We start from the raw sequence: 25,032 nt of genomic DNA, 5'->3' as shown, positions 1-25,032 counted from the left end.
GCCGTAGCTGATGGTCGTTTACAGAGTCGGGCGCACACGATACGCCCGCGACCTCGATGGCGAGGGAGCACGCCTGCATGGCGGTCGCTGGAATCATCCGCTTACGCCTTGCATTTATACTTCGGAAAGCCGTGCGCTGGCTTTGCTGGAGTACACCGCCAATGTGAATATCGACGACATTCCGAGGGCACTGAGCATTACCGCATTTGAAATAGATCCTACCTACATTTTAGACTTGCCTGCAAGCGCCTTGCCGGGTGACTGGAAAGATGCGCCTGCACCAGCCTCGACCAAAGATTTTGGCACTGCATTGCTCCGGAAAGCCGACTACGGGATCATCAAAATCCCTTCGGCAATCATCGACGACGAATTTAATTACCTGCTCAATCCGCTGTTTCATAAAGCCAAGGCGTATGCGATTGGGTCGGTCAGGGATTTTATTTATGACGTCAGACTCAAATTATAGAAAAAAATTAAAAAATGTCCCCTTGGATCACTTTGGGCAATTTTATTTAGCTTTGATATAATAATCAGAAAATCAAGACCAAGAAAAGTAAATAAGCCGGCTTTGGCTCTTGAGTGGATAAAGTAAAATATATTTATTACATCTAAAATCAATAAAATCAAGGCGTTTCATGGACATTTTTGTTGGTAGTCTTTCTTTTAAGTTAAAGGAAAGCGAGCTGCGTGAAGCTTTCGAAAAGTACGGTAAAGTGAGCTCAGCGAAAATTATCATTGACAAAATTACGCGTCAAAGCAAAGGGTTCGGGTTTGTTGAAATGCCCGATGAAACAGAAGCGAGAACTGCCATCAATGCGTTGAATGGGGCGGATATGTATGGCAGACCTCTGGTGGTGAACGAATCCCAGAAGAGAGAACCCAGAAGCGACGGCGGCGGTACTTCACGCCCTGATACGCGCAGCCGGGAAGGCTTTAACCGGCCACGACCGGCGGGAAATGACGGTCCAGGCAACAGAACGCCCTATACTCAAGATAGAAATACAGGAAGGGATTATACCCGGCAAGAACCATCTCTTGACGACGACGATCAGGACGATGACGATGCGCCCAGCGCACCGGCAAGGCCTGCCGAACGCAGCTTTGGCGACCGGGGCTTCTCGGGAGGGGGTAACAACTTCCGCCAGCCCGATAAACAACGCGACAAGGGGCACTACGACCGCGGACATGACCATAACCGCCATCAGGGAGGCAGACCCAAAATGGAAGATCGTTACAGCAGCAAAAAAGGCGGAGGCGGTTCGAAAGACTACGGTCGCCGGTTTGGTGGCGACGACGATTGGGATTGAGATATCACATTGAAAAAAGAGCCTGCAAGTTTCGCTTGCAGGCTCTTTTTATTTCCTGAATATGAAATAAACCGCCAGGACGAGGAATAGGAACCCGACGAAGTGGTTCCACCGGAAGGTCTCCGTTTTGAAAAAGACCAGGGTGAAAACCATGAAAATGACCAAGGTGATCACCTCTTGTATCACTTTCAGCTCTACCAGAGAAAACGGGCCGCCATTCTCCTTGAAGCCGATCCTGTTGGCAGGTACCTGAAAACAATATTCAAACAGGGCTATTCCCCAACTGATGAGAATAATGGAGAACAGCCCCAGTTTGCTAAACCAGGCCATCTCCTTGAATTTCAAATGTCCGTACCACGCCATCGTCATGAAAGCGTTGGACAATACCAGAAGGCCGATGGTCAGGAATGATTTCATGAAGCAGCTTTAACTTTGTTGTCGCGGAAGAATAACACGAAAAGAACCAATACTACGGCTGCGATACCAGCCGGCACCATCCAGATCGACGTCCAGTTTTTCACATTGTCGACCGTGTACATGTCAGCCACCACACCGGCGATCCACGAACCGATACCCATACCGATACCATAGGTAGCGATGGAGATCAGGCCTTGTGCGGAGGAACGGTATTGCTCGCCCGCTTTGCTGTCGGTGTAAATCTGGCCGGTAACGAAGAAAAAGTCGTAACAAACACCATGCAGCACGATTGCCAGGTAAAGCAGCCATTCGCTGGAAGCATCGCCATAACCGAAGCCAATGAAACGAATGATCCAGGCGATAAGCCCTACTACGAGCATCCATTTCACACCAAAACGTGAAAATGCCAACGGGATCAGCAACATAAATACGACCTCGGAAGCCTGCCCGAGGGACATTTTATTCTCCACGTTGGTCATACCGGAATCCGTCAGTGACGGGTTCGCCATCGCATAATAGAATGACAGCGGAATACAGATCAGCAGCGAAGAGATGAAGAAGATCGCGAAAGAGCGGTCTTTGAACAATTTGAACGCATCCAAACCAAGGATATCCGAGAAAGACGTGTGTGAAGTTGGTTTTGGAGGCGTGTTAGGCAGGAAGAAAGAGTAAACCCCCAGAAATGCCGCGGTATACATCGAGATCTTGAAGATTAGCGCAGTATCACCGATCTTATAGTATCCGACAATGTTCGTTACGGCGATCCAGGCGACTGTTCCCATAACGCGGATCGCTGGAAAATCCTTTTCAGAATCGGTCACCTGCTGCATGGCAATGGATGTCGTGAGCGACATCGCCGGTGCGAAAGTGATGCAATAGGCGAGGATCACCCAGAAGAACGTGTCGGGATCTTTTACCTCCGACAACACATACAGAATGCCCGCGCCCACCAAATTCAGGATTCCCAACACTTTTTGTGCCGCGAAATAACGGTCGGCGATCATCCCCACGAAGAATGGCGCGATGATCATCGCAATGGAGAATGCCGCGTAGGCATTTCCCACCTGGACGCCCGTTGCGCCCAATTCCGTAAACATATACTTGCTCATTTGCCCGTACCATGCGCCCCACACAAAATAGAGCAGGAACATCATGGCCATCAACTGAAAGCGGGTCGAATTTTTCATAAACTAGGTTAGCGGTTGTAGGAGATTGATTGGTATAACATTGAAAATGAATTTACTTTTTGATAAGCTTCTGGAACTCGTTCAGTTTCAGCAATGCTTCGATCGGCGATAAAGTGTTGACATCCACGAGCAGCAGCTTTTCTTTCAACTCGTCGAGCTTCGGGTCTGCCGGCTCGAAAATGCTGAGCTGGAAGTTGTTTTTAGGAATATCCTTCACCCGCTTCTTGTGCTCATGTGCTACGTGGTCCTTTTCCAGGTGCTGCATGATCTCGCTCGCGCGCAACACAATCGGTTGCGGCATACCGGCGATCTGCGCCACGTGGATACCGAAACTGTGCGCACTGCCGCCGGGTTTGAGTTTCCGCAGGAACACCACCTTGTTGTCCACTTCCTTTACAGCCACATTGAAGTTTTTGATGCGCGGAAAATCTTCCGCAAGCTGATTTAGTTCGTGGTAGTGCGTTGCGAAAAGCGTTTTGGGCCTGCAATTCGACTGGCTATGGAGGTATTCGGTAATGGCCCAGGCAATGGAAACGCCATCATAGGTGCTCGTTCCCCGGCCAATCTCGTCCATCAGCACGAGGCTTTTGCTGCTCAGGTTATTGAGGATGCTGGCCGTTTCGGTCATTTCGACCATGAAGGTACTTTCTCCTTTGCTCAGGTTATCGCTCGCTCCTACCCTGGTGAAAACCTTGTCGACCAGGCCGATTGTCGCCGATTTGGCCGGGACGAAGCTACCCATTTGCGCCATTAGCACGATCAATGCCGTTTGCCGAAGCAATGCCGACTTACCGGCCATGTTCGGACCCGTGATAATGATAATCTGCTGGCTGGCATCGTCGAGGTAAACGTCGTTTGGCACGTAACTTTCGCCCACGGGCAATTGCTGCTCGATCACCGGGTGACGCCCCTCCTTGATATCCAGCTCGTTGCCTTCACTGATCACCGGTTGCACGTATTTGTTCTTCCGGGCAGCCAATGCAAACGAGCTCAGCACATCCAGCGCTGATACTACCTGCGCATTTTGCTGAATAGCGGCCACATATTCCGAAGCCGTTTGAACAATTTCACTGAATATCCTGAATTCGATCGCCGAAATGCGGTCCTCCGCATTCATGATTTTTTCTTCGTATTCTTTGAGTTCGGGGGTAATGTACCGCTCCGCATTCACGAGCGTCTGTTTCCTGATCCAATCCGAAGGAACCTTGCTCTGATGTGCGTGGGTAACTTCGAGGTAGTAACCAAAAACCTTATTATAGGCTATTTTCAGTGAACCGATGCCCGTCCGTTCGATCTCGCGGTTTTGGAGTTTGATCAGGTAGTCCTTGCCCTCGTAAGAAATAGCGTGCAACTCGTCCAGTTCACTGTCTACGCCGCTTTGGATCATCCGTCCCTGGTTGGAGAGTACGGGAGCATCATCGCGGAGTTCGCGCTCGATTTTATCAACCAATGTACCGCAAGCATCCAGCTGCGCCGCGAATTTATCCAGCATTCCGCCCGTCAGTAGTTCCTTTACGGGGGCAATTTGTTTCAATGATTTTTTAAGCTGAACCAATTCCCTTGGATTGATACGCCGCACTGCCACTTTGGAAATCAGGCGTTCCAGATCACCGATTTGCTTGAAATACCCGACCAGTGATTCGTGGAGCTCCTCGTGTGCGAGGAAATGCGCCACCGCGCTCAGGCGCTCCTCTACGGGCGCCTTGTCTTTTAACGGCAATACCATCCATTTCCGCAGCTGCCTTGCGCCCATTGGCGTAACCGTGTGGTCGAGAATGTCGATCAGCGGCACGCCACCTTCCTGCTGGGCGTACACGAGTTCCAGGTTACGAACGGTGAAACGATCCAGCCATACATATTTCTCCTCTTCCAACCGCGTAATGCGGCTGATATGCGCAACTTCCTTGTGCTCGGTTTCACGCAGGTAATGCAAAATTACCCCCGCGGCGATGATGCCCAGCGGGAGCGATTCAATGCCGTAACCTTTTAGGGTTGTGGTCTGAAAATGCCCTGTAAGTTGCTCATAGCCGTAATCATAGCCAAAGCACCAGTCTTCCAGGTGAAAAGTATGGTATTTCCCTCCAAAGAGTTCGTTGAATTCCTGCTTGTGCTTTTTGCAATACAGTACCTCAGCCGGGCCGAAGCCTTGCAACATTTTATCCACGTACGCCGCATTACCCTGCGATGCCATGAATTCGCCCGTCGAAATATCCAGAAAAGCGATCCCGTAAAGGCCGTCGCTACCGACGTGTATCGCCGCCAGGTAATTGTTTTTACGGATATCGAGCACATTGTCGTTGAACGACACGCCGGGCGTAACCAGCTCCGTTACCCCGCGTTTTACAATACCTTTCGCGGCCGCCGGGTCTTCGAGCTGATCGCAAATCGCCACGCGCTCGCCTGCACGAACGAGTTTGGGCAGGTAGTTGTCCAGTGAATGGTGTGGAAAACCCGCAAGCTCCTCATGTGCACCGCCATTATTCCGGCGCGTGAGCACGATGCCCAGGATTTTGGAAGCCCTTACCGCATCCTCTCCGAAAGTCTCGTAAAAGTCACCAACCCGGAAAAGCAGCAATGCTCCGGGGTATTTGGCTTTAATCTGATTGTATTGTTTATTAAGCGGAGTTTCTTTGTGTGCCTTTGCCAATTATCAGCCTAATTTTAAGAACAAGGATTTGTACAAAATTAAGCCTTCTCTCCGGTTTGGCAAGTCAGGGCAAATGATTTATCCCCTCGTCAAAAGGTCCTTTCATAAAAAAGTTTAGCCTCTTTCGGTGTAACTTCCCATACGTCCCCTGGTTTAGGAGGATTTATTTTTTTATCCGCCAATGAAATTTTTCCGATAGACCAGCGCACCAGCCTGAGCGTCGGAAAACCGACTGCCGCCGTCATTCGACGTACCTGCCGGTTCTTGCCCTCATGCAATGTAACCGATAGCCAGGAAGTAGGGATATTCTTCCGGAAACGGATCGGCGGATTCCGTTCCGGGAGCTCCGGTTCCGCTATTTTCGAGATCTCGGCAGGCAGTGTTTTGTATTGTTTCCCATTAATGGAAATGTTCACACCGCTGGAAAGCTGCCTGCAAGCCTCGTCCGTCACCTCGCCTTCCACCTGCACGTAATACGTACGCGTGTGTCTGTTGCGCGGTTCGAGCAGTTTTGTTTTAAGGAAATTATCATTGGTCAGCAACAAAAGCCCCTCGCTATCGGCGTCGAGGCGGCCAACCGGGTAAATGTCTTTGGCAAATGTAAAATCGAGATCGGCCAGTGTTTGGTGATCGCCTTCGCGGGAGAACTGCGAGAGCATTCCGAAAGGTTTGTAGATGAGGTAGTATTGGAACAAAATGGAGAATATTAGTGAACAAAAAATAGCTATTCCAGAAATTCGGTAAGGTCAATTGAAAAGCCTGGAAGAATTTCCTCGTCAGAAAGAATTTCATTGATTTGCTTGATTTCGACAGTTCCATCGATGCGAAAAACATGAACCTTTTCATCGAAACTGTCAATTAGCCAGCCCAGTTGGGCTCCGTTTGCAATGTATTCTTTCATTTTGTCCACTAAATATTGCAAACCGTCAGATATGGAACGGATTTCAATAACGAAATCCGGACAAATCGGGGCAAATTTCTGCTTTTCCTCTTTAGAAAGAGCATTCCACCTTTCCCTCCTGATCCACGACACATCCGGCGATCTAACGGAACCATCCGGCAACTTAAAACCAGAAGATGATTCAAAGACTTTTCCTAGACCCGCCTGTTTATTCCAAACATTTAAAGCAGTAATTACATCTGCATTAAACCCTCCCCCGATTGATCCAGTTGGTGACATAACTATAATATTTCCATGCGAGTCCCTTTCGAACTCCAGTGTGTCGTTTATTTGGCAGAACTCAAAGAATTCTTCATCACTCATCGGGCTAACCATTCTTAAAGTCACCTGCATTTCCGCATCCATAGGTCATTGAGTTTTTTCGCTTCTACCAAAAATAAACAATTATCACCGGCATTAAAACATACATTTACCCCTATACCCTACTGAATTTCCAACCACACCGGGCAGTGGTCCGAATGGACAGCGTCGTTGTACTGGCGGGCGGCGATGATGCGGTCTTTGATCGTATCGGCTACGGAAATGTAATCGATACGCCAGCCTTTGTTATTGCCGCGGGCGCCGGCGCGGTAGGTCCACCAGGAGTATTGGCGCAATGTCGGGTTCATGAAACGGAAGGCGTCGGTGTAGCCATTCGCAAACCATTCGGTCATCCAGGCGCGCTCTTCGGGAAGGAAGCCGGACGATTTCTGGTTCCTTACCGGGTCGTGGATATCAATTTCAGTATGCGCGATGTTATAGTCGCCGCAGATGATCAGGTTCGGACGTTCTTTTCTCAATTCATTTACCCAAACAAAAAAGTCGGCAAGGAAGCGCATTTTCACGCTCTGGCGCACATCGCCGCTGGTACCCGAGGGGAAATAGCAGTTCAGCACAGTGATATCGCCGAAATCAGCTCTTAACACACGTCCTTCCGAATCGTAGGCCGGAATACCGCATCCTTCCACTACATGGTCCGGCTTGATTTTGGAAAATATCGCGACCCCGCTATAACCCTTTTTCTCGGCTGCATGCCAGCCCGCCAGTTCATAACCCAGCTCCCGGAAGCCCGAAAGGTCGACGACATCGGGGGTCGCCTTCACTTCCTGGAAACAAAGAACATCGGCCGGCGTGGTTTGAAGCCAGTCGAGCAGGCCGTTTTTTAATGCGGCGCGAATGCCGTTCAGATTGTAGGTAAGTATTTGCATAAATGAGGGGCAGGCGTTGGCAGGCCTAGTAAAATAGTACTTGCTTTCCGGTAGCGGCCGATTCCCATTTTCCGGATTCGCCGCGCGACATGATCCACGCACGGTATTTTCCCTCGGGAAGCTTTGCCTTGTAAAGCGAGTACTGGTAATTGTTGCTGTAATATGAGGCTTTTTGTAAAAAATCGGAAACCGTATTGGGTTCCGGAACCGCGGGGAGCACGATCGTATGCTGCTCCGATTCCAGGACAATGTAAAAGGCTTCCTTTTGCACTTTCTCCGGCGTCACAAAAAATTTGAAATACTTCACCGAATGATTGCTTTCGCCGTTTCTGTACTGAGACTGCGCGTCAAATCTCCCAGCGAATGGGTTTCCTGACTTCGTCTGGCGAATCAGATCTTCCTGCGCAGGCATATCATAAAACTGGTAAAAATCCGTAATTCCGTCCGATTCAAGGCTGATGATCAGATCGCGCATACGCGTGGGGTGGTTCCAGAACGGGATGTCGGTAAACAAGTCCCCGATCGTCAGGAATGTTTTGTAGTTTTTCCAAAAGTAGCTGTCGATCACCAGGTCGTCGTGCAGCTTTCGTATTGATACAATGGAGGTAAAATAGCTCACGAAATTCAACCCTACAAAAAACAGCATCGCAACAATGGCAGCCAGTTTTTTCCAGGATTTGAAATTTTTCAAAACAATAACCACACACACATAGCAGGCCGCGACCAGCACGATCCCGAATATCATGTACCGTCGCGAAAACACGGTGCCGCCGTACATCACGTAGTTGTTGATCGGCCGACTGATGACGAACATCGCACCCGTACCCATGATAAACATCATTGTGCCCAGCAGGAACCAGTCCGACCAGGTGGGCTTGCGTGCAAGCAGTATCCGTAATGCCCAGGCCGCGAAAATGAATGTGATACCGGCCCCCAGCACGACACAAGCGATCATGTCTTTATGAAACACCGGCACGAGCGGATGCCGGACGTCGAGATACAATGCATTTCCCCAGAACGCCATCACGAAGATCGCATTGAAAACCGGGTGATTCCAGACTTTTTCACCCTGGGAGCTGACGAACTGGTAATCGAAAAAGAAATAGAACATGAGTACCGCAATGCTGGCCGCGAGCCACCAAAGCAGGTTTTTGAACCGTTTCTGAAACACCAGTATAATCATTCCCACGATCCAAGCGAGTAGTCCGCTGCCGCTCGTAAAGGTGGTGAGCAATGCAGCAATAAGCCCAATGCGGAAGCCCTTCTCATCGTCACGCGCCAGGCCATAGGCGGTCAGCATCGCAAAGAAGATCAGCGGTGTGTTTTGCAGCGCCGCAATTCCCCAGTAAGCGTTTTCAAAGTAAACCAGATTGAAAAGTATGTAGGGAACGGGAATGAACCAATACCATGAAATTCCCTCCCGTTTCAGGCTCAGGTAAAGTAAATACCCTATGCCCAGCATGAAAAGATCCCCGATGATGATTTGCGTTTTGATATTGACCGTGCCGGTGAACACGAACATGATCAACATAACGATTCGCTCGAAGCCAAACCGGTGCTGGTTCACTTGCTCGAAAAGCGCTTTCAGCATTTCCATCACACTTCCTGAATTGCGCAGTTTCTGCACGGTTTCGAGCAGGTTAAAATCGTCGGTGTAAGGGATATTGACGAGGTGTGCATCGAGGAGAATGAAAAAATAGAGAACAGGCAGCAAAATGAGGCCGATACCGGTCCATTGCCGCCAGGACTTTATTTTTTCTACCAAAAACGTAGCTCCAAACAGTAGCAGCAGCACAACAACAAGGCTGTAATACTCAAACAGATGAGGATCTTCGAGAAATAGCTTCAAAACGTAGGTGTTTGGGAACTGAATGCGCCTGCTTACCGGGTTCCGGTCATCATCTGGCTGGTTATTTCTTTTTCAAAAGTAATGTACCCGGGATAATTGACCTGCTTTCCGGCAATATCCAGCGTCGGCCTCACTTTCACAACAAACTTCGATGGCTTGGCATCCGACTTGCCAGTGAGGGCGAGGATCATGTCCACAAACTGATCGCGCGTTTTGTCGTTCGAAAGCAACTGGTACGCATTGGTTTGCAAGCTTACGGGTACACGTGTAGGCGTGGTGCCCGGCATTACTTCTATCAACTGGCTCAGATATCCGTTGAAAATTTCGCTTTCTGTGAGCAGCACTTTGTATTCCAGCTGGTTGATCGCCGCCCGTTTGCGGGTAGGATTGGTGATGTCCACATTCACCCGAAGGTTCAGAGGCACGTCTTTCCGTAACAGTCCCATTGCCAGTCGCGGATACCTGGCCAGATCGAAATCGCTGAAACTCCTGATATTCCTGAACTCGCGGATGTCGATGCCGGCGAGATAAACGCTATCTACCGACGCAATATCATATTTACAATCACCAAAAACCTTCGCTTCCGAAACCTGGCGACTCACGCCGCAACTTGTCATTACAGCCGCAACAAGGACAATTGCAGCCAACCAAATGTGTTTTTTCATTACAATGTATTTTACGCAAGTTAAACAGTAGGTATCAGAACGCATACCCGGGGCGGGGATTATTAGTTTCTGGTGTTATTTTTTTGCGTGCTTTCGAGCCAGCCTCTACATTTGCACACTCTAATTTTCACCCAATCAACACGAACAATGGCCAGCTGGTATTTAGGAAAAATTCGGTATCAAAAAGAAGATGAAGCAGGAAGGTTGAAAACGATCAATGAGACGTACCTCGTGGATGCAGTTTCATACACCGAGTCGGAAGCGAGGCTGTACAAGCAGATCCTCACCGACGCCAGCGATTTCAGCGTGACGGCCATCAGCAGAATGCGCCTCGCCGATCTTTTCTCTTATGAAGAAGGCGAACAGTGGTTTAAAGCAAAGGTCATTTACTTCTCCGTGGATGAAAAAAGCGGCAAGGAGAAAAAAATCGTGAATTATATGCTGGTCAACGCGGAAGGCATCCAGCAAGCCCTCGACCGGATCAACGAAAGCATGCGCAACTTCCTGATCCCTTACGAGGTGACTGACATTACCCTCACGCCGATCCTCGACGTGTTCCCGTACTCGGCAGATGAAGATAAGGAGCCGGAAATTCCTGCCAATATGCGTCCGTTATCCGAGGTAATGGCCGAACGCGCACAGGCGGAGGCACCCGAAGCAGAAACAGCCGAGGCGGCACCAGCCGAAAATGCATAAAATAAAACGGGGCGCTGGAAGGCGCCCCGTTTGCTTAGTCGTTCACTTTCAATACTGTATAACCCTTGGCATTCGCCGTGTAAGGATCCTTGCCAAAGCTTTTCAGTTTCAATACCACATCCTTCGAATTGATCTCCGAAAGCAGCAAATCCGAAGGCAGCAGGTTCATATAATCGAACGAAACGGGTAAGCTAACGGCGCTTTCGACGAACTCCAGGCCGTAGAGTGGATACACGCTGAATGGTGTGTGGATAAGCCAGATTTTCTCCTGACTGCCCGAAGTGGCGTACGTCAGGTCGTACTCGGTGCTCGCCAAGCCAAATTCCTCTCTTTTGTTTTCCGTGGGAACGACGTAGGTTTTGAAATCGTCCTGCTGTTGCTTTTTGGTATCTGCATCAGGCTTGAATTCTTTCACCACTTCATTAATCCTGACTTTCTTCCCGTCCTCATCCGTGCCGCAGAAAATGTATTTCCCGTCGGGGAAACCTATCACGAAGTCAAACGACTTGCCGCCTTGCCCGAAACTTGTCTCTTTTACAAAACACATGGCACCAGTAACCGGATCCAGGTGGATTTTGATCGTTCCGGCAGTCTTATCCGCTTTGTTCTGATAATCGAAAACCAGCGCGTGGCTAAAATAGTACTGACCTTTGTCGGGCTTCCAGAGCGTAATGCGCTGCTTGTCGGCGGGGATCTTTTTCGGGGCCTGTGCCGATGCCGGCAAAACAGCGCCAAGGAGGCACGCCGAGAGGGTGAAGATGGATATGTAGCGTTTCATTTCACAAGTTCTTTAAAATGGATGCAAGCTAGAAAGAGCCTGCTGAAAAACCATACCATCACTGCATTTTCCACGAACATCGTAAATTGCACCGCATTTGACCAATCTACATGAGTCTTTCATTCCAGCAAAAAAACATTACCCTTGCCCCGGGGCGTCGCATTTACTTCGCGTCGGACTTTCACCTCGGAGTACCCACCGCATCCGCAAGCCGTGAGCGCGAAAGGCGCATTGTAAGCTGGCTGGAATCGATCAGGCACGATGCGCAGGTCATCTTTCTCGTAGGCGATATTTTTGATTTCTGGTTTGAATACAACCGGGCGATACCAAAAGGCTTTGTGCGTTTGCTGGGGAAGCTGGCCGAGTTGGCCGACGAAGGAATAGAGCTCGTGATTTTCACAGGCAACCATGATATGTGGATGTCGGGCTATCTCACCGAAGAACTCGGCGCCCCCATTTACCGCAATCCGGTAAGTTTCAACATTACCTCGTCCTCGGGGCAAAAAAAACTCCTCGTTGGTCATGGCGACGGCCTGGGGCCAGGGGACCATACCTACAAGTTTTTGAAGAAAGTATTCGAAAACCGCTTTTTTCAATGGCTCTTTCGCGTCGTGCACCCGGACCTGGGCATGTGGATCGCCTCCGAATGGTCGAAACGCAGCCGGTTAGCCAATGTGAATAAGGGCGAGGAGCGCTTTTTAGGTGCGGATCATGAATGGTTGTTCCAATATTGCCGTGAGGTGGAAGCCACGGCCCCGCACGACTATTACATTTTCGGGCACCGGCACCTGGTGCTGGACATGCACGTGAGCGCCCACTCACGCTACATTAACCTTGGCGAATGGGTTACCCAGCAGCATTATGCCGTATTTGACGGGAATGATTTGCAGTTGAAAAAGTTTGAACCGGCGAACTAGTTTCCGCTCCGCTTTTTGGCAGCTTCCGTTTCGGCAGGGCTTGGTATAATGAAATCCTGCTTCGTGATATTTTCACGCGGGGTTGCATTCAGCTCTTTGCTCCAATCCTTTTGTTTCAGATCCCCGTTTTTGACGGATTTGATAAACTTGGCCCAGGCAAATGGGTTCAGGAAGGGGAAACTCGTCGCAAAGCCTTTGTTCGCCGCGGATTCCCGGCCGAACATCAGCTGGTCCATCGAGTACCGGTAGTTGGTCTGTGCGTTGTTGGGCATTTGGGCGGCAAGGCGGTTGATATAATCCGGATCCGTGCTCTTGGCCAATGCATCCCGCTCCGCCTGATCGGGCAATTTGAGGGCTAGGAAGGCTTTTTTGAATTCTTCTTCGGTTGAATAAGGGTAAATCGTAACACCTGAAAGTGTTACCACGTCCTCACGCAGCGCCACAATCGCCGAATAGATATCCGAGTTGTAGCCTCTTGGAACGATGTGAAATTGCTTTTTATACCCCACATAACTGAACACGATGCTATCGCCCGGGAAAACCGGGATAGTAAATGAACCGTCGCCTTTGGCAAGCGTTCCCCGCCCTGCATTCACGATAAAAATGGTGGCACCCGGCAAGCGCTCGGTGGTTTTACCTCCCACGACTACCCCTGAGAAGATAATCGCCTTCTGTTCACCCTGAGCAAATGCTTCCCGCCCACACAACATTCCCGCCAGCACGAGGAAAAATATAAAAAGACTCCGTTTCATTCCTTCCAGATTACGCCCCGGGAAACACCCGGAAACTTTGATTAGCACGATGATAAATTTCCCTTCAAATAGTGTTTGCCGAATGCCTGTAAAATTCCGTTCCTTATTTTACAAACGACCTGAGTAACCGGGCATTGCCCTATGAATTATACAAAGCGATTTCGCTCAGGAAAATAACTTCAAAAATGTAACAATAAATGGTGCCGACAGCAAAAGGCCGTCGAAACGGTCGAGGAAGCCGCCGTGACCGGGAATACTGCTCCCCGAGTCCTTGATGGCAATGCTCCGTTTGAACAACGATTCCACCAGGTCGCCGTAAGTACCCACCACCACGATGATCGCGCCGATGCAATACCACTTCCAGGGTTCGAAGGTACGGAAATAATGCCCCAGCGCAAACGCGATGATACCCGCAAAGACGGCACTGCCCATCGATCCTTCCCAGGATTTTTTGGGAGAAATGCGTTCGAACAGTTTCCTTTTTCCAAACTTGGTACCCGCGAAATACCCCCCGATATCCGACGCCCACAAGAGCAGCAGGCTACCGAGCACGATCTCGTAATTGTAAGTCCCTCCCCGCAGCGCCATCACGATGATCAATGCGAATGGCAATGCGACGTAAATAATACCCAGGAACGTAAAACCGATGTTCGTAAAGGGTTTCAGGTCGTTCTTTTTATAGAGTTTGATAAAAAAGATCATCGACAGCAGCGGGCTGATAATGAAGTAGTTTTCAAACTCGACAATGTCCTGCTCAATCAAATACGCAAGAAGCATCATGACTGTGCCACAGAACGTGCCATAATATGTAAGTGGCTGGTTACCGTCGAGGCCGAGCAGTTTGTAGAATTCGAGCTGTGTGAGGGAGCTGATGGCGCAAAAAAGCAGCAAAAACGACCATTCACTGTAAACAATGCAACTAATAATGACAAATACGCCCGCCAACCCGGTGATGGTCCTTTGCTGTAAATTACTCAGGTTGTTTAAGCGCTTCTTCATTCGTTAGTATTGTTTGGGCCGTTATGAGATCGGCCGCGGGCACATGCACTTCAAAGTTTCCAAAAATCGGGTAATTGCTATCCTGCTTGTTCACAATCACCGCCCCGATTCCGTTCTGATCCAAAATCTCCCGGGCAATTTCGGCCCGGATTGCCTGTCCGCTCTGGTAGGCCTTAGCCCAGTTTTCCTCCATTATTTTTCAAAATGTTAAATTATCTTAAATGTTGCGTGAAGCGCTCGTCCCCGCCTCCCGGCCGTTCTTTCTGATCACTCCCAGAATACCTGCTGATACCGCCACCGACGCCGTAATGAGCATTAAGGGCATTGATTTTGCCTCTTCGATATTGATTTCTACCAAACCCACATTGTGTAAGTACATCATTACCAGCACAAAACCATTGTTAACGAAATGTGCCAGGATGGCGACCCACAAATTGCCGGTCCAATAATACAGATAGCCGAACAATGCACCAAGCATCATACGCGGCAGAAAGCCATAAAATTGAAAGTGAATAGCACTGAAAATTGCCGCCGACACCCAGATCGCCACATGAACATTGCGTAATTCCTGCAAAAGCTTCGTCTGGACCACCCCTCTGAAAAGGATTTCTTCTCCTAGCGCAGGAAGCACGGTCACAACAAACAATGCGATCAGCAACTGACCAAAACTGGTATAACTCGTAAGAAACTCCGTCATCACCGAAAGCTGGTCTTCCTTGTCGCGCATCCATTTTTCAAGGCCCGACAATGCATCCGGCAGATCCATCGCCTGGTTCCATTCAATAAACTTGCTGTTTGCCGGGATAAATGCCAGTACCAGCAAAAACGCCAGCACCCAAATGTACCACACCGGTTTGCGCTCAGTGCTGAGGTCGCTTATTGTACGGCGTTCGATATAGAACCAGTAAATGAGCGTGGGAAGCAAATAGGAAAAGAAATGGACAGTCCCCTGCATGATCATCAGCGCATTCCATCCGTTTGGTATTTTTTCGGGTTCGGCGAATAGCTGGGTGAGCAGGGCTGTAACGCTTTCAGTGTCCGCACCGAGGTAAACCGCGAGCACCATTACAGCCAGTACATTGCCTACGGCCATGCCGATAAGCATGAAGCCGACCAGTACCAACAAACTGCCCCAGGTGCCGGGTACGCGCGAAACAACCAGATTCGGGTTACTATTTTGCATAATTGGTGTAAATTTACAGTTTATTATCATATTACTGCGAAGTGGTATTGAAGGATTATGGTTAAGATTGGAAATATAGAACTGAGTGATTTTCCGTTGCTGCTCGCGCCGATGGAGGACGTAAGCGACCCGCCGTTCCGCGCAGTGTGCAAGGAAAACGGCGCCGATTTGATGTACACCGAATTTGTGTCGTCGGAAGGGCTCATTCGGGATGCTGCCAAAAGCGTTCAGAAACTGGATATTTTTGAGTACGAAAGACCGGTGGGTATCCAGCTTTTCGGGAGCGATGTGGAAACCATGGGCTCGTGCGCCGAAATCGCGTCACGCGTGAACCCCGACCTGATCGATATCAACTACGGATGCCCGGTGAAGAATGTCGCGTGCCGGGGTGCGGGCGCTGCATTGTTGCAGGATATTCCCAAAATGGTCAAGATGACGGAGTCGGTGATTAAATCGACGCATTTGCCGGTGACTGTAAAGACCCGCCTGGGCTGGGATGATAATACCAAGAACATTCAGGAAGTGGCCGAGCGTTTGCAGGATATCGGCATTAAGGCGCTGTCCATTCACGGGCGTACGCGCGTGCAGATGTACAAAGGTGCAGCCGACTGGTCGCTCATCGCCAAAGTGAAAGAAAACCCGCGCATTACCATCCCTATTTTCGGGAATGGCGATATCGATACGCCCGAGAAGGCTTTGGAATACAAAAACACCTATGGGGTGGACGGCATCATGATCGGCCGCGCAACGATCGGTAACCCCTGGATCTTCAACGAGATTAAGCATTATCTCAAAACCGGTGAAAAATTGCCGCCGCCAACGATGGAACAACGCGTGGATGTCTGCCGCAGGCACCTCGAATTCTCCATCCGCTGGAAAGGGCCGGTAGCAGGTGTTTTTGAAATGAGAAGGCATTATACCAATTATTTCAAAGGGCTGGAACACTTCAAACCTTACAGAATGCGCCTCGTGGAAGCGCCTACTTTCGACGAACTCGACAGCATCCTCAAAGAAATCTCCAACGATTACAGCGAAATGGTATGCTGAAAGTAAACGTGGGCAACAAACCGCAGGCCGAACAGCCTGAAAACAACCATGCATTTGAAATAGACCAGCGGAAAGAAGGCTGGTTTATCGATGGTAGTGCATTCGACGGCGACATTGCACCGCTTGGCAACAACCGCTTTCACATCATCTGGAACAACAAATCCTACAATATCGAGGTCCTCGACCGTAACCCGGCAGAGAAAACGACGCATTTGCTCATCAACGGCCAGCATTACCACACCACAGCAAAGGACGACCTCGATCTTCTGCTCGAAAAAATGGGCATGCAGAATGGTTCCGCTCAAAAGATCAACAATGTAAAAGCCCCTATGCCTGGGCTGATCCAGTCGATCGCGGTAGCCGAAGGGGATAGCATCGCCAAAGGCGACAACCTGCTTGTGCTGGTAGCCATGAAAATGGAAAACGTGATCAAATCGTCGGGTAGCGGGGTCATTAAAACGCTGAAAGTGACGCCCGGACAGATTGTGGAAAAAAACCAGGTATTATTGGAGTTTCACTAAATTACTTGTGATTCTGAACTTCGTCCGCTTATTTTTACGGATCAAAACACCACTCACAACCATGCCGGAACCAAAATACAAACGTTTATTACTGAAACTCAGCGGAGAAGCACTCAACGGGGGCGACAAAGCCCAGGTCATCGACTTTAACATTCTCGACAATTATGCCAAGGAAATCAAAAGGATTACCGAGGTAGGCGTGCAGGTTGCAATCGTAATTGGTGGTGGAAACATTTTCCGCGGAGCTTCCGTGGAGAAATCCGGGATCGACCGCGTGCAGGGCGATCACATGGGCATGCTCGCAACCGTAATCAACGGCATGGCGATCCAGAGCTCACTGGAAAAACACGGAATGAACACACGCCTGATGTCGGCTATCAAAATGGAGCAGGTTTGCGAGCCATTGATCCGCCGCCGCGCAGTGCGCCACCTCGAAAAAGGCCGTGTGGTGATCTTCGGAGCAGGAACAGGGAACCCCTACTTTACAACCGACACTACCGCAGGCCTCCGCGCCATCGAGTCGGAATCGGAGGTGGTCTTGAAAGGTACGCGCGTAGACGGTGTTTATACCGCCGATCCGGAGAAAGACCCGACTGCTACCAAATATGACCAGCTTTCATTTGATGAAGCGCTGTCCAAAAATCTCAAGATCATGGACCTCACTGCATTCACATTGTGCAAGGAAAACGATCTGCCGATCATCGTATTCGACATGAACAAGCCCGGTAACCTGTACGATCTCGTAATGGGTGGCAACGTCGGAACCCTGATCTCGAATCAATAGAAAATACAGCTTACTATAAAACAATGGAAGAAATAGAATTATATCTGGACGACGCCAAAGATACCATGGACGGCGCAATCAAACACCTTATTATTGAATTAGGTAAAATCCGCGCCGGCAAAGCATCTCCCCAGATGCTGGAAGGTCTTCAGATCGAATACTATGGTTCAATGACGCCGATCCAGAACGTGGCAACAATCAATACCCCCGATGCACGGACGCTGGCTATCAAACCTTTCGAAAAGAAGATCATTAACGACATCGAAAAGGCGATCCGCAATAGTAACCTGGGATTCTCCCCTTCGAACGACGGTGAGCTGATCCGGATTTCTGTTCCCCCATTGAATGAAGAGCGCCGCCGCGAGCTCGTAAAGCGCGCCAAAAACGAAATTGAAACTGCAAAGATCAACGTCCGCAACATTCGTCAGGACGCGAACAACTCGCTGCGTAAACTGACCAAGGAAGGTGTTTCCGAGGATTTGGTAAAATCCAGCGAAGAGCGCGTTCAGAAACTGACCGACAGCTTTGTAGCCAAAATCGAACAGATATTCTCCGTGAAGGAAAAGGAGATCATGGAAGTATAAGACTGATTCCCTACCTTAACCAAACAAAAACCCGCTTTCGGCGGGTTTTTTGTTTGATTAAGGTCCCAGGACTGAAGTCCGGGGCAATGGGATCATATAGCCCAGGACTGAAGTCCGGGGGAACAAAAATTATTTTTTCGCGCTGAATCCTTCGAAGCCTCGGTGGTTCGATTCTTCGTACAGACGCTCCTTCGGCAGGCTGCGGAAATAGTCGTATGTAATGCGGAGGCCTTCTTCGCGGGATACTTTGGGTTCCCATCCGAGGATTTCCTTTGCTTTCGAAATATCCGGCTGGCGTTGTTTCGGATCGTCCTGCGGAAGCGGCTTGTACACCACTTTCTGGTCGGTACCGGTGAGCTTGATGATCTCCTCTGCGAACTGCCCGATGGTAATCTCTTTCGGGTTACCGATGTTGACCGGCAACGAATAGTCACTCATCAGCAGGCGGTAAATACCTTCCACCAAATCATCCACATAGCAGAATGCACGTGTTTGCGTACCATCACCAAATACGGTAATGTCCTCACCACGCAACGCCTGGCCCATGAATGCAGGCAATACACGTCCGTCGTTGAGGCGCATTCTGGGTCCGTAGGTATTGAAAATCCGTACAATGCGCGTTTCCAGGCCGTGGTAGCGGTGGTAAGCCATCGTAATCGCCTCCTGGTAACGCTTCGCCTCGTCATAGCAGCCGCGCGGCCCGATGGGGTTCACGTGGCCCCAGTAATCTTCGGTTTGCGGGTGCACGAGCGGATCGCCGTATACCTCCGAAGTGGAAGCGATAATGAAACGTGATTTTTTAGCACGGGCCAATCCCAGCAGGTTATGTGTTCCCATTGCCCCTACTTTGAGCGTCTGGATCGGAATTTTAAGATAGTCGATCGGACTGGCGGGAGATGCGAAGTGCATAATGTAATCGAGTTCGCCCGGTACGTGCACGTATTTTGTCACATCATGATGGTAGAACTCGAAATTCGGGTTGGGCATCAGGTGTTCGATATTGCGCATATCGCCGGTGATCAGGTTGTCCATCCCGATCACATACATTCCCTCCTTTAAAAAACGCTCGCAGAGGTGCGAACCCAGGAAACCTGCTGCTCCCGTAATTAAAACACGTTTCATTAAGATGAGTAAGTTAGAGTATTTACTATTTTATGATCAGGCCGGCACCACCTTCTCACGACCGATGCTGTAATAGGTATAACCCATTTCGCGCATCTGATCGAGTTCGTACAGGTTTCTTCCGTCGAACACCACTTTGTTTTTCAGCAGTTTACCCATTTTTTCAAATTCCGGCGTACGGAACTGGGGCCATTCGGTAAAGATCATCAATGCATCCGCATCGTCGAGCGCTGCATAAGGTGTGTGGGTGAAAGTGATTTTATCTCCCAGGATACCTTTCACATTCGTCATCGCTTCCGGATCGTAAGCCACTACTTTCGCGCCGGCTTCGAGCAATGCTTCAATGTTTTCCAATGCCGGAGCTTCGCGGATGTCGTCGGTATAAGGTTTGAATGCCAATCCCCAAACGGCGATCGTCTTGCCTTTCAAGTCACCGGCGAAGTAGCTTTCCACCATTGGGAGCAATTTCTTCTTCTGGTCGTAATTCACGTCCATCACCGATTTCAGGATACGGAAATCGTAATCGTAGTCCTTCGAAGTTTTGGCCAGTGCCTGCACGTCTTTCGGAAAACAGCTACCGCCATATCCGATACCCGCGAAAAGGAAGCGCTTGCCGATACGGCTGTCGGTTCCGATACCACGACGAATATCGTCCACATTGGCACCTACTTTCTCGCAAAGGTTCGCGATTTCGTTCATGAACGTGATCTTCATCGCCAGGAACGAGTTTGCTGCGTATTTGGTCATTTCGGCCGAGCGCTCATCCATAAAGATCACCGGGTTGCCCTGGCGCACCAGCGGAGCATACAACTTCTCCATTACCTTTTTGGCTTTTTCCGAGGTTGTACCTACCACCACGCGGTCGGGTTTCATGAAATCTTCCACGGCTACGCCTTCGCGGAGGAACTCGGGATTCGATACCACGTCAAATTCCACTTTCGCATTTTTAGCGATTGCTGCGCGTACTTTCTCAGCCGTTCCGACCGGCACCGTGCTCTTGTCGATGATCACCGCATACTGATCCAGGATCGGTCCGAGATCGTCGGCAACTTTGAGAATATATTTCAAGTCGGCCGAGCCGTCTTCACCCGGAGGCGTTGGTAATGCGAGGAATATCACCTGCGCATCCTTGATACCTTCGGCCAGATTGGTCGTAAACAACAAGCGTCCTTCCGCCACATTGCGGTCGAAAAGAACGTCGAGGCCCGGCTCGTAAATGGGTATTTCTCCTTTTTGAAGGCGTTCCACCTTTCTGACGTCGATGTCGACGCAAGTCACCTGGTTGCCGGTCTCGGCAAAGCAAGTACCTGTCACCAAACCAACATATCCTGTTCCTACTACTGCAATTTTCATAAACGGTTAATTATTATATAGCTGTTTTGGCACTTGTTTAATAAAATCCGGGAATTGTACTTAACTAAGTCCAGTGCGTAAGGACGGTTGCAAAAGTAATTTTTTTAAGCGAATGTTCACCTTCGCGATTTGTATTTGTTCGTTACTGGCTAGCGATTTTGTTGCATTCTCACTATCATTGGGTAATCACACAAATATAATCATCAACACCTATGGACACACGAGAAAAAGACCTGACTACAAACCCCTCCGACGAAATTTGTAACCTTATCCAACAAACCGTCAGGGATTTCGCCTCGCTGCACATCAGGCCAAATATCCGCACCTGGGATGACCAGCAGCATTTTCCGAAAGAGCTTTTCAAACAAATGGGCGAGCTTGGCCTCATGGGCATGCTCATTCCCGAAAGCTTCGGCGGTGCCGGCCTCGGCTACCGGGAGTATGTGACGGCCATCATCGAGCTCGCGAAAGTCGACCCGTCGGTAGCATTGTCGATGGCGGCGCACAATTCGCTTTGTACCAATCATATTTACATGTTCGGCAACGACGAACAGAAGCAAAAATACCTCCCCGGCCTCGCCACAGGCTCGCTCGTGGGCGCGTGGGGCCTTACCGAGCCCAATACCGGCTCCGACGCCGGCAATATGCGCACGGTGGCCGTGCGGGATGGAGATGACTGGGTGATCAATGGCTCTAAAAACTTCATTACCAACGGCAAAAGCGCCGATGTGCTCGTAGTAATGACCCGTACCGGCGAACCGGGCGACAAACACGGCGCCACCGCATTCGTACTCGATACTTCGACCCCCGGTTTCAGCGCGGGCCGCAAGGAAGACAAGCTCGGTATGCGCGCTTCGGAAACCGTGGAACTGCTGTTCCAGGATTGCCGCGTTTCCGACAGCCAGCGCCTCGGCGAAATCGGCGACGGGTTTATACAATCATTGAAAGTCCTCGACGGGGGCCGCATTTCCATTGCAGCGTTGGGCGTAGGCACCGCCTGGGGTGCATACGAGGCCGCATTGGCCTATTCCAAAGAACGCAAGCAGTTCGGTAAAGCAATCTGCGACTTCCAGGCCATCGCATTCAAACTAGCCGACATGTACACCGACGTCCAGGCCTCCTCGCTGCTCACTTTCCACGCCGCCGCATTGAAAGACGCCGGCGAAAAAGTGACGCTGGCGAGCTCCGTGGCCAAATACCATTCGTCCGAAACCGCTGTACGTGTGGCTAATGAGGCTGTGCAAATCTTCGGAGGCTACGGCTTTGTGAAAGATTATCCCGCCGAGAAATTCTATCGTGACAGCAAGCTCTGTACCATAGGCGAAGGTACAAGTGAGATACAGAAAATAGTGATTTCCAAAGAGATATTGAGGAATTAAATCCCGCTTTCGTTACTCCGATCCCTGCTTTTAATATACTATAATAATTATCCCAACCGGCTGATAAATAAGCGCTACCGGTTGGGATTTATTACTTATTCAGCTCTACCAACGGCACAGCAATCGCTTTCCGCTATCCCAAATCAAACGTGAAATGTGATGGAAAGATCGGTACTAATGCTGCTCCTGATGGTAGTCAGCTACACAAATGCACAACCAGCCGGCTCCGTGCCTGGCAGTCCGTCGATAACAGCTTCGCTGGTTTCAAACCAGGTTGTTTTGCTCACCGTCAGCGAGAGGTTCGATACCACGAGTTGCCACGATCCAAAGCGCTATTCGCTGCAATCCGCAACAGATCCTGATTATCAATCGATTACACAACCAGTCCGAATAGGTCGGCATAGCTTCGTAAAAGGACTCTCACCTTCGGACGATCCTACAATCGTTTTCGAGTTGTATGTGATTTTTGAAAAACCCCTGAAAAACAGTAGTCTCTACCATTTGCAGGTTGCAAACATCAGCGATACGGACGGCAATGTTGTAAACCTGGACACTACTTTCCTTTTCAACGACGCCGGAATCCATGGAAATGTAAAAGTTAACGAGGTGGGTTATCTGCCTGAAAGTCCCAAACTGGGAAAACTAGGCAGCTTCCTGGGCGATGCATGGTTTATGCCCGTCGATTCGCTGCTGCCACTCGCATTCCAGGTTATCGGCGAAGATCAACAGGTTGCATTCAACGGCATTTGCACTTATCTCAAATCCGATTCAGCATTCAGTGGGGAAAGCGTATTTGAAATGAATTTTTCAGCTTTGGAAACGCCGGGCAAATACTACGTTTATGTGCCCGGCTATGGCCGTTCGGAAACATTCATTATTGCTCCGGATTGCTACAACACACTTTATTTCAACACCGCCAGGGCATTATACTATCAGCGGTCGGGGAAAATCGAACCTGCCTGCGGAGGCGAATGGGCCCGCGAAGGGCTCCCTGCCGAAACTGCGCAAATCCATTCCTCGCACCTTAATTCGGCACTTTACTCTGCCTCCGATTATCCTCCCGGTACAAAGCTACCGATGCAGGGCGGCTGGCTCGATGCCGGTGACTACGGGCGATACGTGCCCACCGCGGCGAGTGCGCTGTTTATCATGTTCACCGCTTTTGAAATGTACCCTCAAAAATTTCCGGATAACCACCTCAACATTCCGGAAGGAGGCAACGGCATCCCCGATTGGCTCGATGAGGCGAAGTACGAAACCGATTGGCTGCTGCAAATGCAGGCACCCGACGGCGGTGTGTATTTTCGCGTTACACCGGCTACCTGGTCACAGGGCCTGCCCGGCGATGAGCAAAATCCCCTCTACATCTCCGAAAAAACCACGCAATCGACCGCCGTGTTCGCTGCTGCAATGGCTATGGCAGCGAGAAATTTCAAAGACGTCAACGAAGCTTATGCGGCGCTCTGCCTCGAAAAAGCCCGCAATGCGTGGACATTCCTGAAAAATCACCTCGCTCCCACGCCACCGGTAAGTGTGCCGGGCATTTCAGCCGGCCCCTATCCCGATCCGATCGACGCCGACAACCGGGCCTGGGCAGCGGCAGAGTTGTACAAAACGACCGGCGAAGCCCAATACAATGCAGATTTCAATGAATGGTATGGCCAGATACCGCACCAGTTCCACGCGACTATGAGCTGGCAGCAGCACACTTTCAAAGCCGCATGGGCCTACGCGACTACTACTTTCGATGTAAACAATGCGTTTGTAGACGAATTCAAAAACAAACTGAACAGCGAGGTTTTGGTGAATTACTACAACCGGACCATGAAAATCCACGCCTACCATGGTGCCTACCACCAATTCAAAGGTTATGTGGGCTACGGCTCCTTCGGAATGGCGCAGAGTTACGCATTTGACTATATTATGTTTGCACACCTGCTCCAAAAGCAGGAATTACTGGATTATGCGAAAATTCAGATCGATATTCCGCTAGGCAATAATCCGCTGTCACAATGCTTTATCACAGGTACCGGCGTGCACGCGCCTGCATATCCGTTACATTGGTCGACCGTAACCGGCCAATATGCCCAACCGGTACCCGGTGTACCGGTTTTCGGACCGGCCGCTTCTCTTTTGATGAACCGGCCGTCGAGTTTCATCATCCAGGACTCATTGAACCGGTACCCTTACGGCTACAAGAAAGAAGATCCGTACCCGGTGCTTCGCCGTTACACCGACGCACGACAGGCGGTTGAAATGTCGGAGTTTACAGTGCAGGAGATTGCTGTAACCGCGTCAGTGTTTGCGTATTTCAGCAGCGTTCTCGCCAATCCGTTACCTGTTCGCACGAAGGGAACATCTGGGAATTCTGTCACACGTTGTGCAAAATTGCCCGGCTGCGACGTGCAATGGGCCATTCTTCCCGTTGAACCCGACACCTACAAGATCAACATTGAAAATCGTTCCGACAAACAGCCAAATAAGTATCGGGGTGAGCTTTACAACATATTGGGTCAGAAAATCATGCAAGTTTCTTCCGCCGACAATATGACTTTCAAAACCTCCCGGTTGCCTGCGGGCATGTACATTATGCACCTGCGAAACGCGACGGGCGAGGATTTGGGCAGCCGGAAGGTACTGATCCCCTAGCCATCTGACCATTTATCCGGGACATCGACCGACGGGCACCGTTACCTT

The 25,032-nt window shown here is 50.0% G+C and carries 25 protein-coding genes; 10 read left to right on the top strand and 15 right to left on the bottom strand.

The genetic code is table 11. From position 1 onward, the window contains the following. Positions 1–10 precede the first annotated feature (10 nt). Together J2Y43_RS27275 and J2Y43_RS27270 are read left to right on the top strand one after the other, a co-directional pair. Complete coding sequence (locus J2Y43_RS27275) at positions 11–466, top strand: RES family NAD+ phosphorylase (RefSeq protein ID WP_309989392.1); 456 nt, start codon at positions 11–13, stop codon at positions 464–466. Between the two features lie 169 nt (positions 467–635). Beyond that, positions 636–1,307, top strand: a complete 672-nt coding sequence (locus tag J2Y43_RS27270) for an RNA-binding protein (RefSeq protein ID WP_309989395.1) — start codon at positions 636–638, stop codon at positions 1,305–1,307. A 48-nt stretch (positions 1,308–1,355) separates the two neighbouring features. Here the strand turns inward: J2Y43_RS27270 and J2Y43_RS27265 are convergent, their stop codons facing one another. The 8 genes from J2Y43_RS27265 to J2Y43_RS27230 all read right to left on the bottom strand — a co-directional run bounded on the left by J2Y43_RS27265 (position 1,356) and on the right by J2Y43_RS27230 (position 10,220). Beyond that, a complete protein-coding gene (locus tag J2Y43_RS27265; protein ID WP_309989397.1) occupies positions 1,356–1,724 on the bottom strand; it encodes a DMT family protein in 369 nt (122 codons plus the stop codon). Further along, a complete protein-coding gene (locus tag J2Y43_RS27260; protein ID WP_309989400.1) occupies positions 1,721–2,911 on the bottom strand; it encodes a nucleoside permease in 1,191 nt (396 codons plus the stop codon). Before J2Y43_RS27260 ends, J2Y43_RS27265 begins: the two co-directional genes overlap by 4 nt. Before the next feature lie 52 nt (positions 2,912–2,963). Further along, a complete protein-coding gene (gene mutS, locus J2Y43_RS27255; protein WP_309989404.1) occupies positions 2,964–5,558 on the bottom strand; it encodes a DNA mismatch repair protein MutS in 2,595 nt (864 codons plus the stop codon). 89 nt (positions 5,559–5,647) lie between these two features. Then, positions 5,648–6,253, bottom strand: coding sequence for a pseudouridine synthase (locus tag J2Y43_RS27250; RefSeq protein WP_309989407.1), 606 nt, complete (start codon positions 6,251–6,253; stop codon positions 5,648–5,650). A gap of 29 nt (positions 6,254–6,282) precedes the next feature. Continuing rightward, on the bottom strand, positions 6,283–6,864 hold the full coding sequence (locus tag J2Y43_RS27245) for a Uma2 family endonuclease (RefSeq protein WP_309989410.1): 582 nt from the start codon (positions 6,862–6,864) through the stop codon (positions 6,283–6,285). Positions 6,865–6,941: 77 nt separating this feature from the next. Further along, positions 6,942–7,706, bottom strand: a complete 765-nt coding sequence (locus tag J2Y43_RS27240; protein ID WP_309989413.1) for an exodeoxyribonuclease III — start codon at positions 7,704–7,706, stop codon at positions 6,942–6,944. Positions 7,707–7,731: 25 nt separating this feature from the next. After that, a complete protein-coding gene (locus J2Y43_RS27235; RefSeq protein ID WP_309989416.1) occupies positions 7,732–9,555 on the bottom strand; it encodes a hypothetical protein in 1,824 nt (607 codons plus the stop codon). A 32-nt stretch (positions 9,556–9,587) separates the two neighbouring features. Next, positions 9,588–10,220: a hypothetical protein gene (locus J2Y43_RS27230; RefSeq protein ID WP_309989418.1), complete on the bottom strand. Its 633-nt coding sequence runs from the start codon at positions 10,218–10,220 to the stop codon at positions 9,588–9,590. 147 nt (positions 10,221–10,367) lie between these two features. Between J2Y43_RS27230 and J2Y43_RS27225 the strand changes: the two genes are divergently transcribed. After that, positions 10,368–10,916, top strand: a complete 549-nt coding sequence (locus J2Y43_RS27225) for a DUF4494 domain-containing protein (RefSeq protein WP_309989421.1) — start codon at positions 10,368–10,370, stop codon at positions 10,914–10,916. 34 nt (positions 10,917–10,950) lie between these two features. Here the strand turns inward: J2Y43_RS27225 and J2Y43_RS27220 are convergent, their stop codons facing one another. Continuing rightward, the gene (locus tag J2Y43_RS27220) at positions 10,951–11,694 is read right to left on the bottom strand and encodes a hypothetical protein (RefSeq protein ID WP_309989423.1); all 744 of its coding nucleotides are present in this window, start codon (positions 11,692–11,694) and stop codon (positions 10,951–10,953) included. A gap of 110 nt (positions 11,695–11,804) precedes the next feature. Between J2Y43_RS27220 and J2Y43_RS27215 the strand changes: the two genes are divergently transcribed. Next, positions 11,805–12,611 carry a UDP-2,3-diacylglucosamine diphosphatase gene (locus J2Y43_RS27215; protein ID WP_309989426.1) on the top strand — a complete coding sequence of 269 codons (807 nt, stop codon included), beginning with the start codon at positions 11,805–11,807 and terminating at the stop codon, positions 12,609–12,611. Here the strand turns inward: J2Y43_RS27215 and J2Y43_RS27210 are convergent. From J2Y43_RS27210 to J2Y43_RS27195, 4 genes are all read right to left on the bottom strand, one after another. After that, on the bottom strand, positions 12,608–13,363 hold the full coding sequence (locus tag J2Y43_RS27210; RefSeq protein WP_309989428.1) for a carboxypeptidase-like regulatory domain-containing protein: 756 nt from the start codon (positions 13,361–13,363) through the stop codon (positions 12,608–12,610). The two genes, J2Y43_RS27215 and J2Y43_RS27210, sit on opposite strands and share 4 nt — an antisense overlap. A gap of 165 nt (positions 13,364–13,528) precedes the next feature. Then, a complete protein-coding gene (locus J2Y43_RS27205; protein ID WP_106596942.1) occupies positions 13,529–14,362 on the bottom strand; it encodes a phosphatidate cytidylyltransferase in 834 nt (277 codons plus the stop codon). Continuing rightward, positions 14,334–14,555: a DUF2007 domain-containing protein gene (locus J2Y43_RS27200; RefSeq protein WP_223400195.1), complete on the bottom strand. Its 222-nt coding sequence runs from the start codon at positions 14,553–14,555 to the stop codon at positions 14,334–14,336. Before J2Y43_RS27200 ends, J2Y43_RS27205 begins: the two co-directional genes overlap by 29 nt. Positions 14,556–14,579: 24 nt before the next feature. Continuing rightward, a complete protein-coding gene (locus J2Y43_RS27195; protein WP_309989432.1) occupies positions 14,580–15,545 on the bottom strand; it encodes a CPBP family intramembrane glutamic endopeptidase in 966 nt (321 codons plus the stop codon). Positions 15,546–15,602: 57 nt separating this feature from the next. Here J2Y43_RS27195 and dusB point away from each other — a divergent pair, with 57 nt between their 5' ends. The 4 genes from dusB to frr all read left to right on the top strand — a co-directional run bounded on the left by dusB (position 15,603) and on the right by frr (position 18,481). Further along, a complete protein-coding gene (gene dusB / locus J2Y43_RS27190; RefSeq protein WP_309989436.1) occupies positions 15,603–16,592 on the top strand; it encodes a tRNA dihydrouridine synthase DusB in 990 nt (329 codons plus the stop codon). Further along, positions 16,586–17,113 (top strand): biotin/lipoyl-containing protein, encoded by a 528-nt coding sequence (locus tag J2Y43_RS27185; protein ID WP_309989438.1) that lies wholly within the window; start codon positions 16,586–16,588, stop codon positions 17,111–17,113. Before dusB ends, J2Y43_RS27185 begins: the two co-directional genes overlap by 7 nt. 61 nt (positions 17,114–17,174) lie before the next feature. Continuing rightward, positions 17,175–17,897 carry a UMP kinase gene (pyrH, locus tag J2Y43_RS27180; protein ID WP_019940260.1) on the top strand — a complete coding sequence of 241 codons (723 nt, stop codon included), beginning with the start codon at positions 17,175–17,177 and terminating at the stop codon, positions 17,895–17,897. Positions 17,898–17,920: 23 nt separating this feature from the next. Continuing rightward, the gene (frr, locus tag J2Y43_RS27175; RefSeq protein WP_223400191.1) at positions 17,921–18,481 is read left to right on the top strand and encodes a ribosome recycling factor; all 561 of its coding nucleotides are present in this window, start codon (positions 17,921–17,923) and stop codon (positions 18,479–18,481) included. 129 nt (positions 18,482–18,610) lie between these two features. On the opposite strand, the gene J2Y43_RS27170 is transcribed toward frr, so the two are convergent. Next, positions 18,611–19,603: an SDR family oxidoreductase gene (locus J2Y43_RS27170; RefSeq protein WP_309989442.1), complete on the bottom strand. Its 993-nt coding sequence runs from the start codon at positions 19,601–19,603 to the stop codon at positions 18,611–18,613. A gap of 36 nt (positions 19,604–19,639) precedes the next feature. After that, positions 19,640–20,956 carry a UDP-glucose/GDP-mannose dehydrogenase family protein gene (locus J2Y43_RS27165; RefSeq protein WP_309989445.1) on the bottom strand — a complete coding sequence of 439 codons (1,317 nt, stop codon included), beginning with the start codon at positions 20,954–20,956 and terminating at the stop codon, positions 19,640–19,642. Positions 20,957–21,168: 212 nt separating this feature from the next. Here J2Y43_RS27165 and J2Y43_RS27160 point away from each other — a divergent pair, with 212 nt between their 5' ends. Next, the gene (locus J2Y43_RS27160; RefSeq protein WP_309989448.1) at positions 21,169–22,335 is read left to right on the top strand and encodes an acyl-CoA dehydrogenase family protein; all 1,167 of its coding nucleotides are present in this window, start codon (positions 21,169–21,171) and stop codon (positions 22,333–22,335) included. A gap of 159 nt (positions 22,336–22,494) precedes the next feature. Then, on the top strand, positions 22,495–24,984 hold the full coding sequence (locus J2Y43_RS27155; protein ID WP_309989451.1) for a glycoside hydrolase family 9 protein: 2,490 nt from the start codon (positions 22,495–22,497) through the stop codon (positions 24,982–24,984). Positions 24,985–25,032 lie beyond the last annotated feature (48 nt).

This window comes from Dyadobacter sp. BE31 (genome assembly GCF_031457695.1).
Taxonomy (GTDB): Bacteria; Bacteroidota; Bacteroidia; order Cytophagales; family Spirosomataceae; genus Dyadobacter.
This window is presented reverse-complemented; position numbering and strand designations above follow the sequence as displayed.

What these genes read in the sequence shown, in the direction of transcription:
- J2Y43_RS27160 (WP_309989448.1), top strand. Translation starts at nt 21,169, where the DNA reads ATGGACACACGAGAAAAAGACCTGACTACAAACCCCTCCGACGAAATT.
- J2Y43_RS27265 (WP_309989397.1), bottom strand. Translation starts at nt 1,724, where the DNA reads ATGAAATCATTCCTGACCATCGGCCTTCTGGTATTGTCCAACGCTTTC.
- J2Y43_RS27170 (WP_309989442.1), bottom strand. Translation starts at nt 19,603, where the DNA reads ATGAAACGTGTTTTAATTACGGGAGCAGCAGGTTTCCTGGGTTCGCAC.
- J2Y43_RS27185 (WP_309989438.1), top strand. Translation starts at nt 16,586, where the DNA reads ATGCTGAAAGTAAACGTGGGCAACAAACCGCAGGCCGAACAGCCTGAA.
- J2Y43_RS27165 (WP_309989445.1), bottom strand. Translation starts at nt 20,956, where the DNA reads ATGAAAATTGCAGTAGTAGGAACAGGATATGTTGGTTTGGTGACAGGT.
- J2Y43_RS27215 (WP_309989426.1), top strand. Translation starts at nt 11,805, where the DNA reads ATGAGTCTTTCATTCCAGCAAAAAAACATTACCCTTGCCCCGGGGCGT.
- J2Y43_RS27230 (WP_309989418.1), bottom strand. Translation starts at nt 10,220, where the DNA reads ATGAAAAAACACATTTGGTTGGCTGCAATTGTCCTTGTTGCGGCTGTA.
- J2Y43_RS27220 (WP_309989423.1), bottom strand. Translation starts at nt 11,694, where the DNA reads ATGAAACGCTACATATCCATCTTCACCCTCTCGGCGTGCCTCCTTGGC.
- dusB (WP_309989436.1), top strand. Translation starts at nt 15,603, where the DNA reads ATGGTTAAGATTGGAAATATAGAACTGAGTGATTTTCCGTTGCTGCTC.
- frr (WP_223400191.1), top strand. Translation starts at nt 17,921, where the DNA reads ATGGAAGAAATAGAATTATATCTGGACGACGCCAAAGATACCATGGAC.
- J2Y43_RS27205 (WP_106596942.1), bottom strand. Translation starts at nt 14,362, where the DNA reads ATGAAGAAGCGCTTAAACAACCTGAGTAATTTACAGCAAAGGACCATC.
- J2Y43_RS27155 (WP_309989451.1), top strand. Translation starts at nt 22,495, where the DNA reads ATGGAAAGATCGGTACTAATGCTGCTCCTGATGGTAGTCAGCTACACA.
- J2Y43_RS27275 (WP_309989392.1), top strand. Translation starts at nt 11, where the DNA reads ATGGTCGTTTACAGAGTCGGGCGCACACGATACGCCCGCGACCTCGAT.
- J2Y43_RS27225 (WP_309989421.1), top strand. Translation starts at nt 10,368, where the DNA reads ATGGCCAGCTGGTATTTAGGAAAAATTCGGTATCAAAAAGAAGATGAA.
- J2Y43_RS27270 (WP_309989395.1), top strand. Translation starts at nt 636, where the DNA reads ATGGACATTTTTGTTGGTAGTCTTTCTTTTAAGTTAAAGGAAAGCGAG.
- J2Y43_RS27240 (WP_309989413.1), bottom strand. Translation starts at nt 7,706, where the DNA reads ATGCAAATACTTACCTACAATCTGAACGGCATTCGCGCCGCATTAAAA.
- J2Y43_RS27195 (WP_309989432.1), bottom strand. Translation starts at nt 15,545, where the DNA reads ATGCAAAATAGTAACCCGAATCTGGTTGTTTCGCGCGTACCCGGCACC.
- J2Y43_RS27210 (WP_309989428.1), bottom strand. Translation starts at nt 13,363, where the DNA reads ATGAAACGGAGTCTTTTTATATTTTTCCTCGTGCTGGCGGGAATGTTG.
- pyrH (WP_019940260.1), top strand. Translation starts at nt 17,175, where the DNA reads ATGCCGGAACCAAAATACAAACGTTTATTACTGAAACTCAGCGGAGAA.
- J2Y43_RS27245 (WP_309989410.1), bottom strand. Translation starts at nt 6,864, where the DNA reads ATGGATGCGGAAATGCAGGTGACTTTAAGAATGGTTAGCCCGATGAGT.
- J2Y43_RS27260 (WP_309989400.1), bottom strand. Translation starts at nt 2,911, where the DNA reads ATGAAAAATTCGACCCGCTTTCAGTTGATGGCCATGATGTTCCTGCTC.
- J2Y43_RS27200 (WP_223400195.1), bottom strand. Translation starts at nt 14,555, where the DNA reads ATGGAGGAAAACTGGGCTAAGGCCTACCAGAGCGGACAGGCAATCCGG.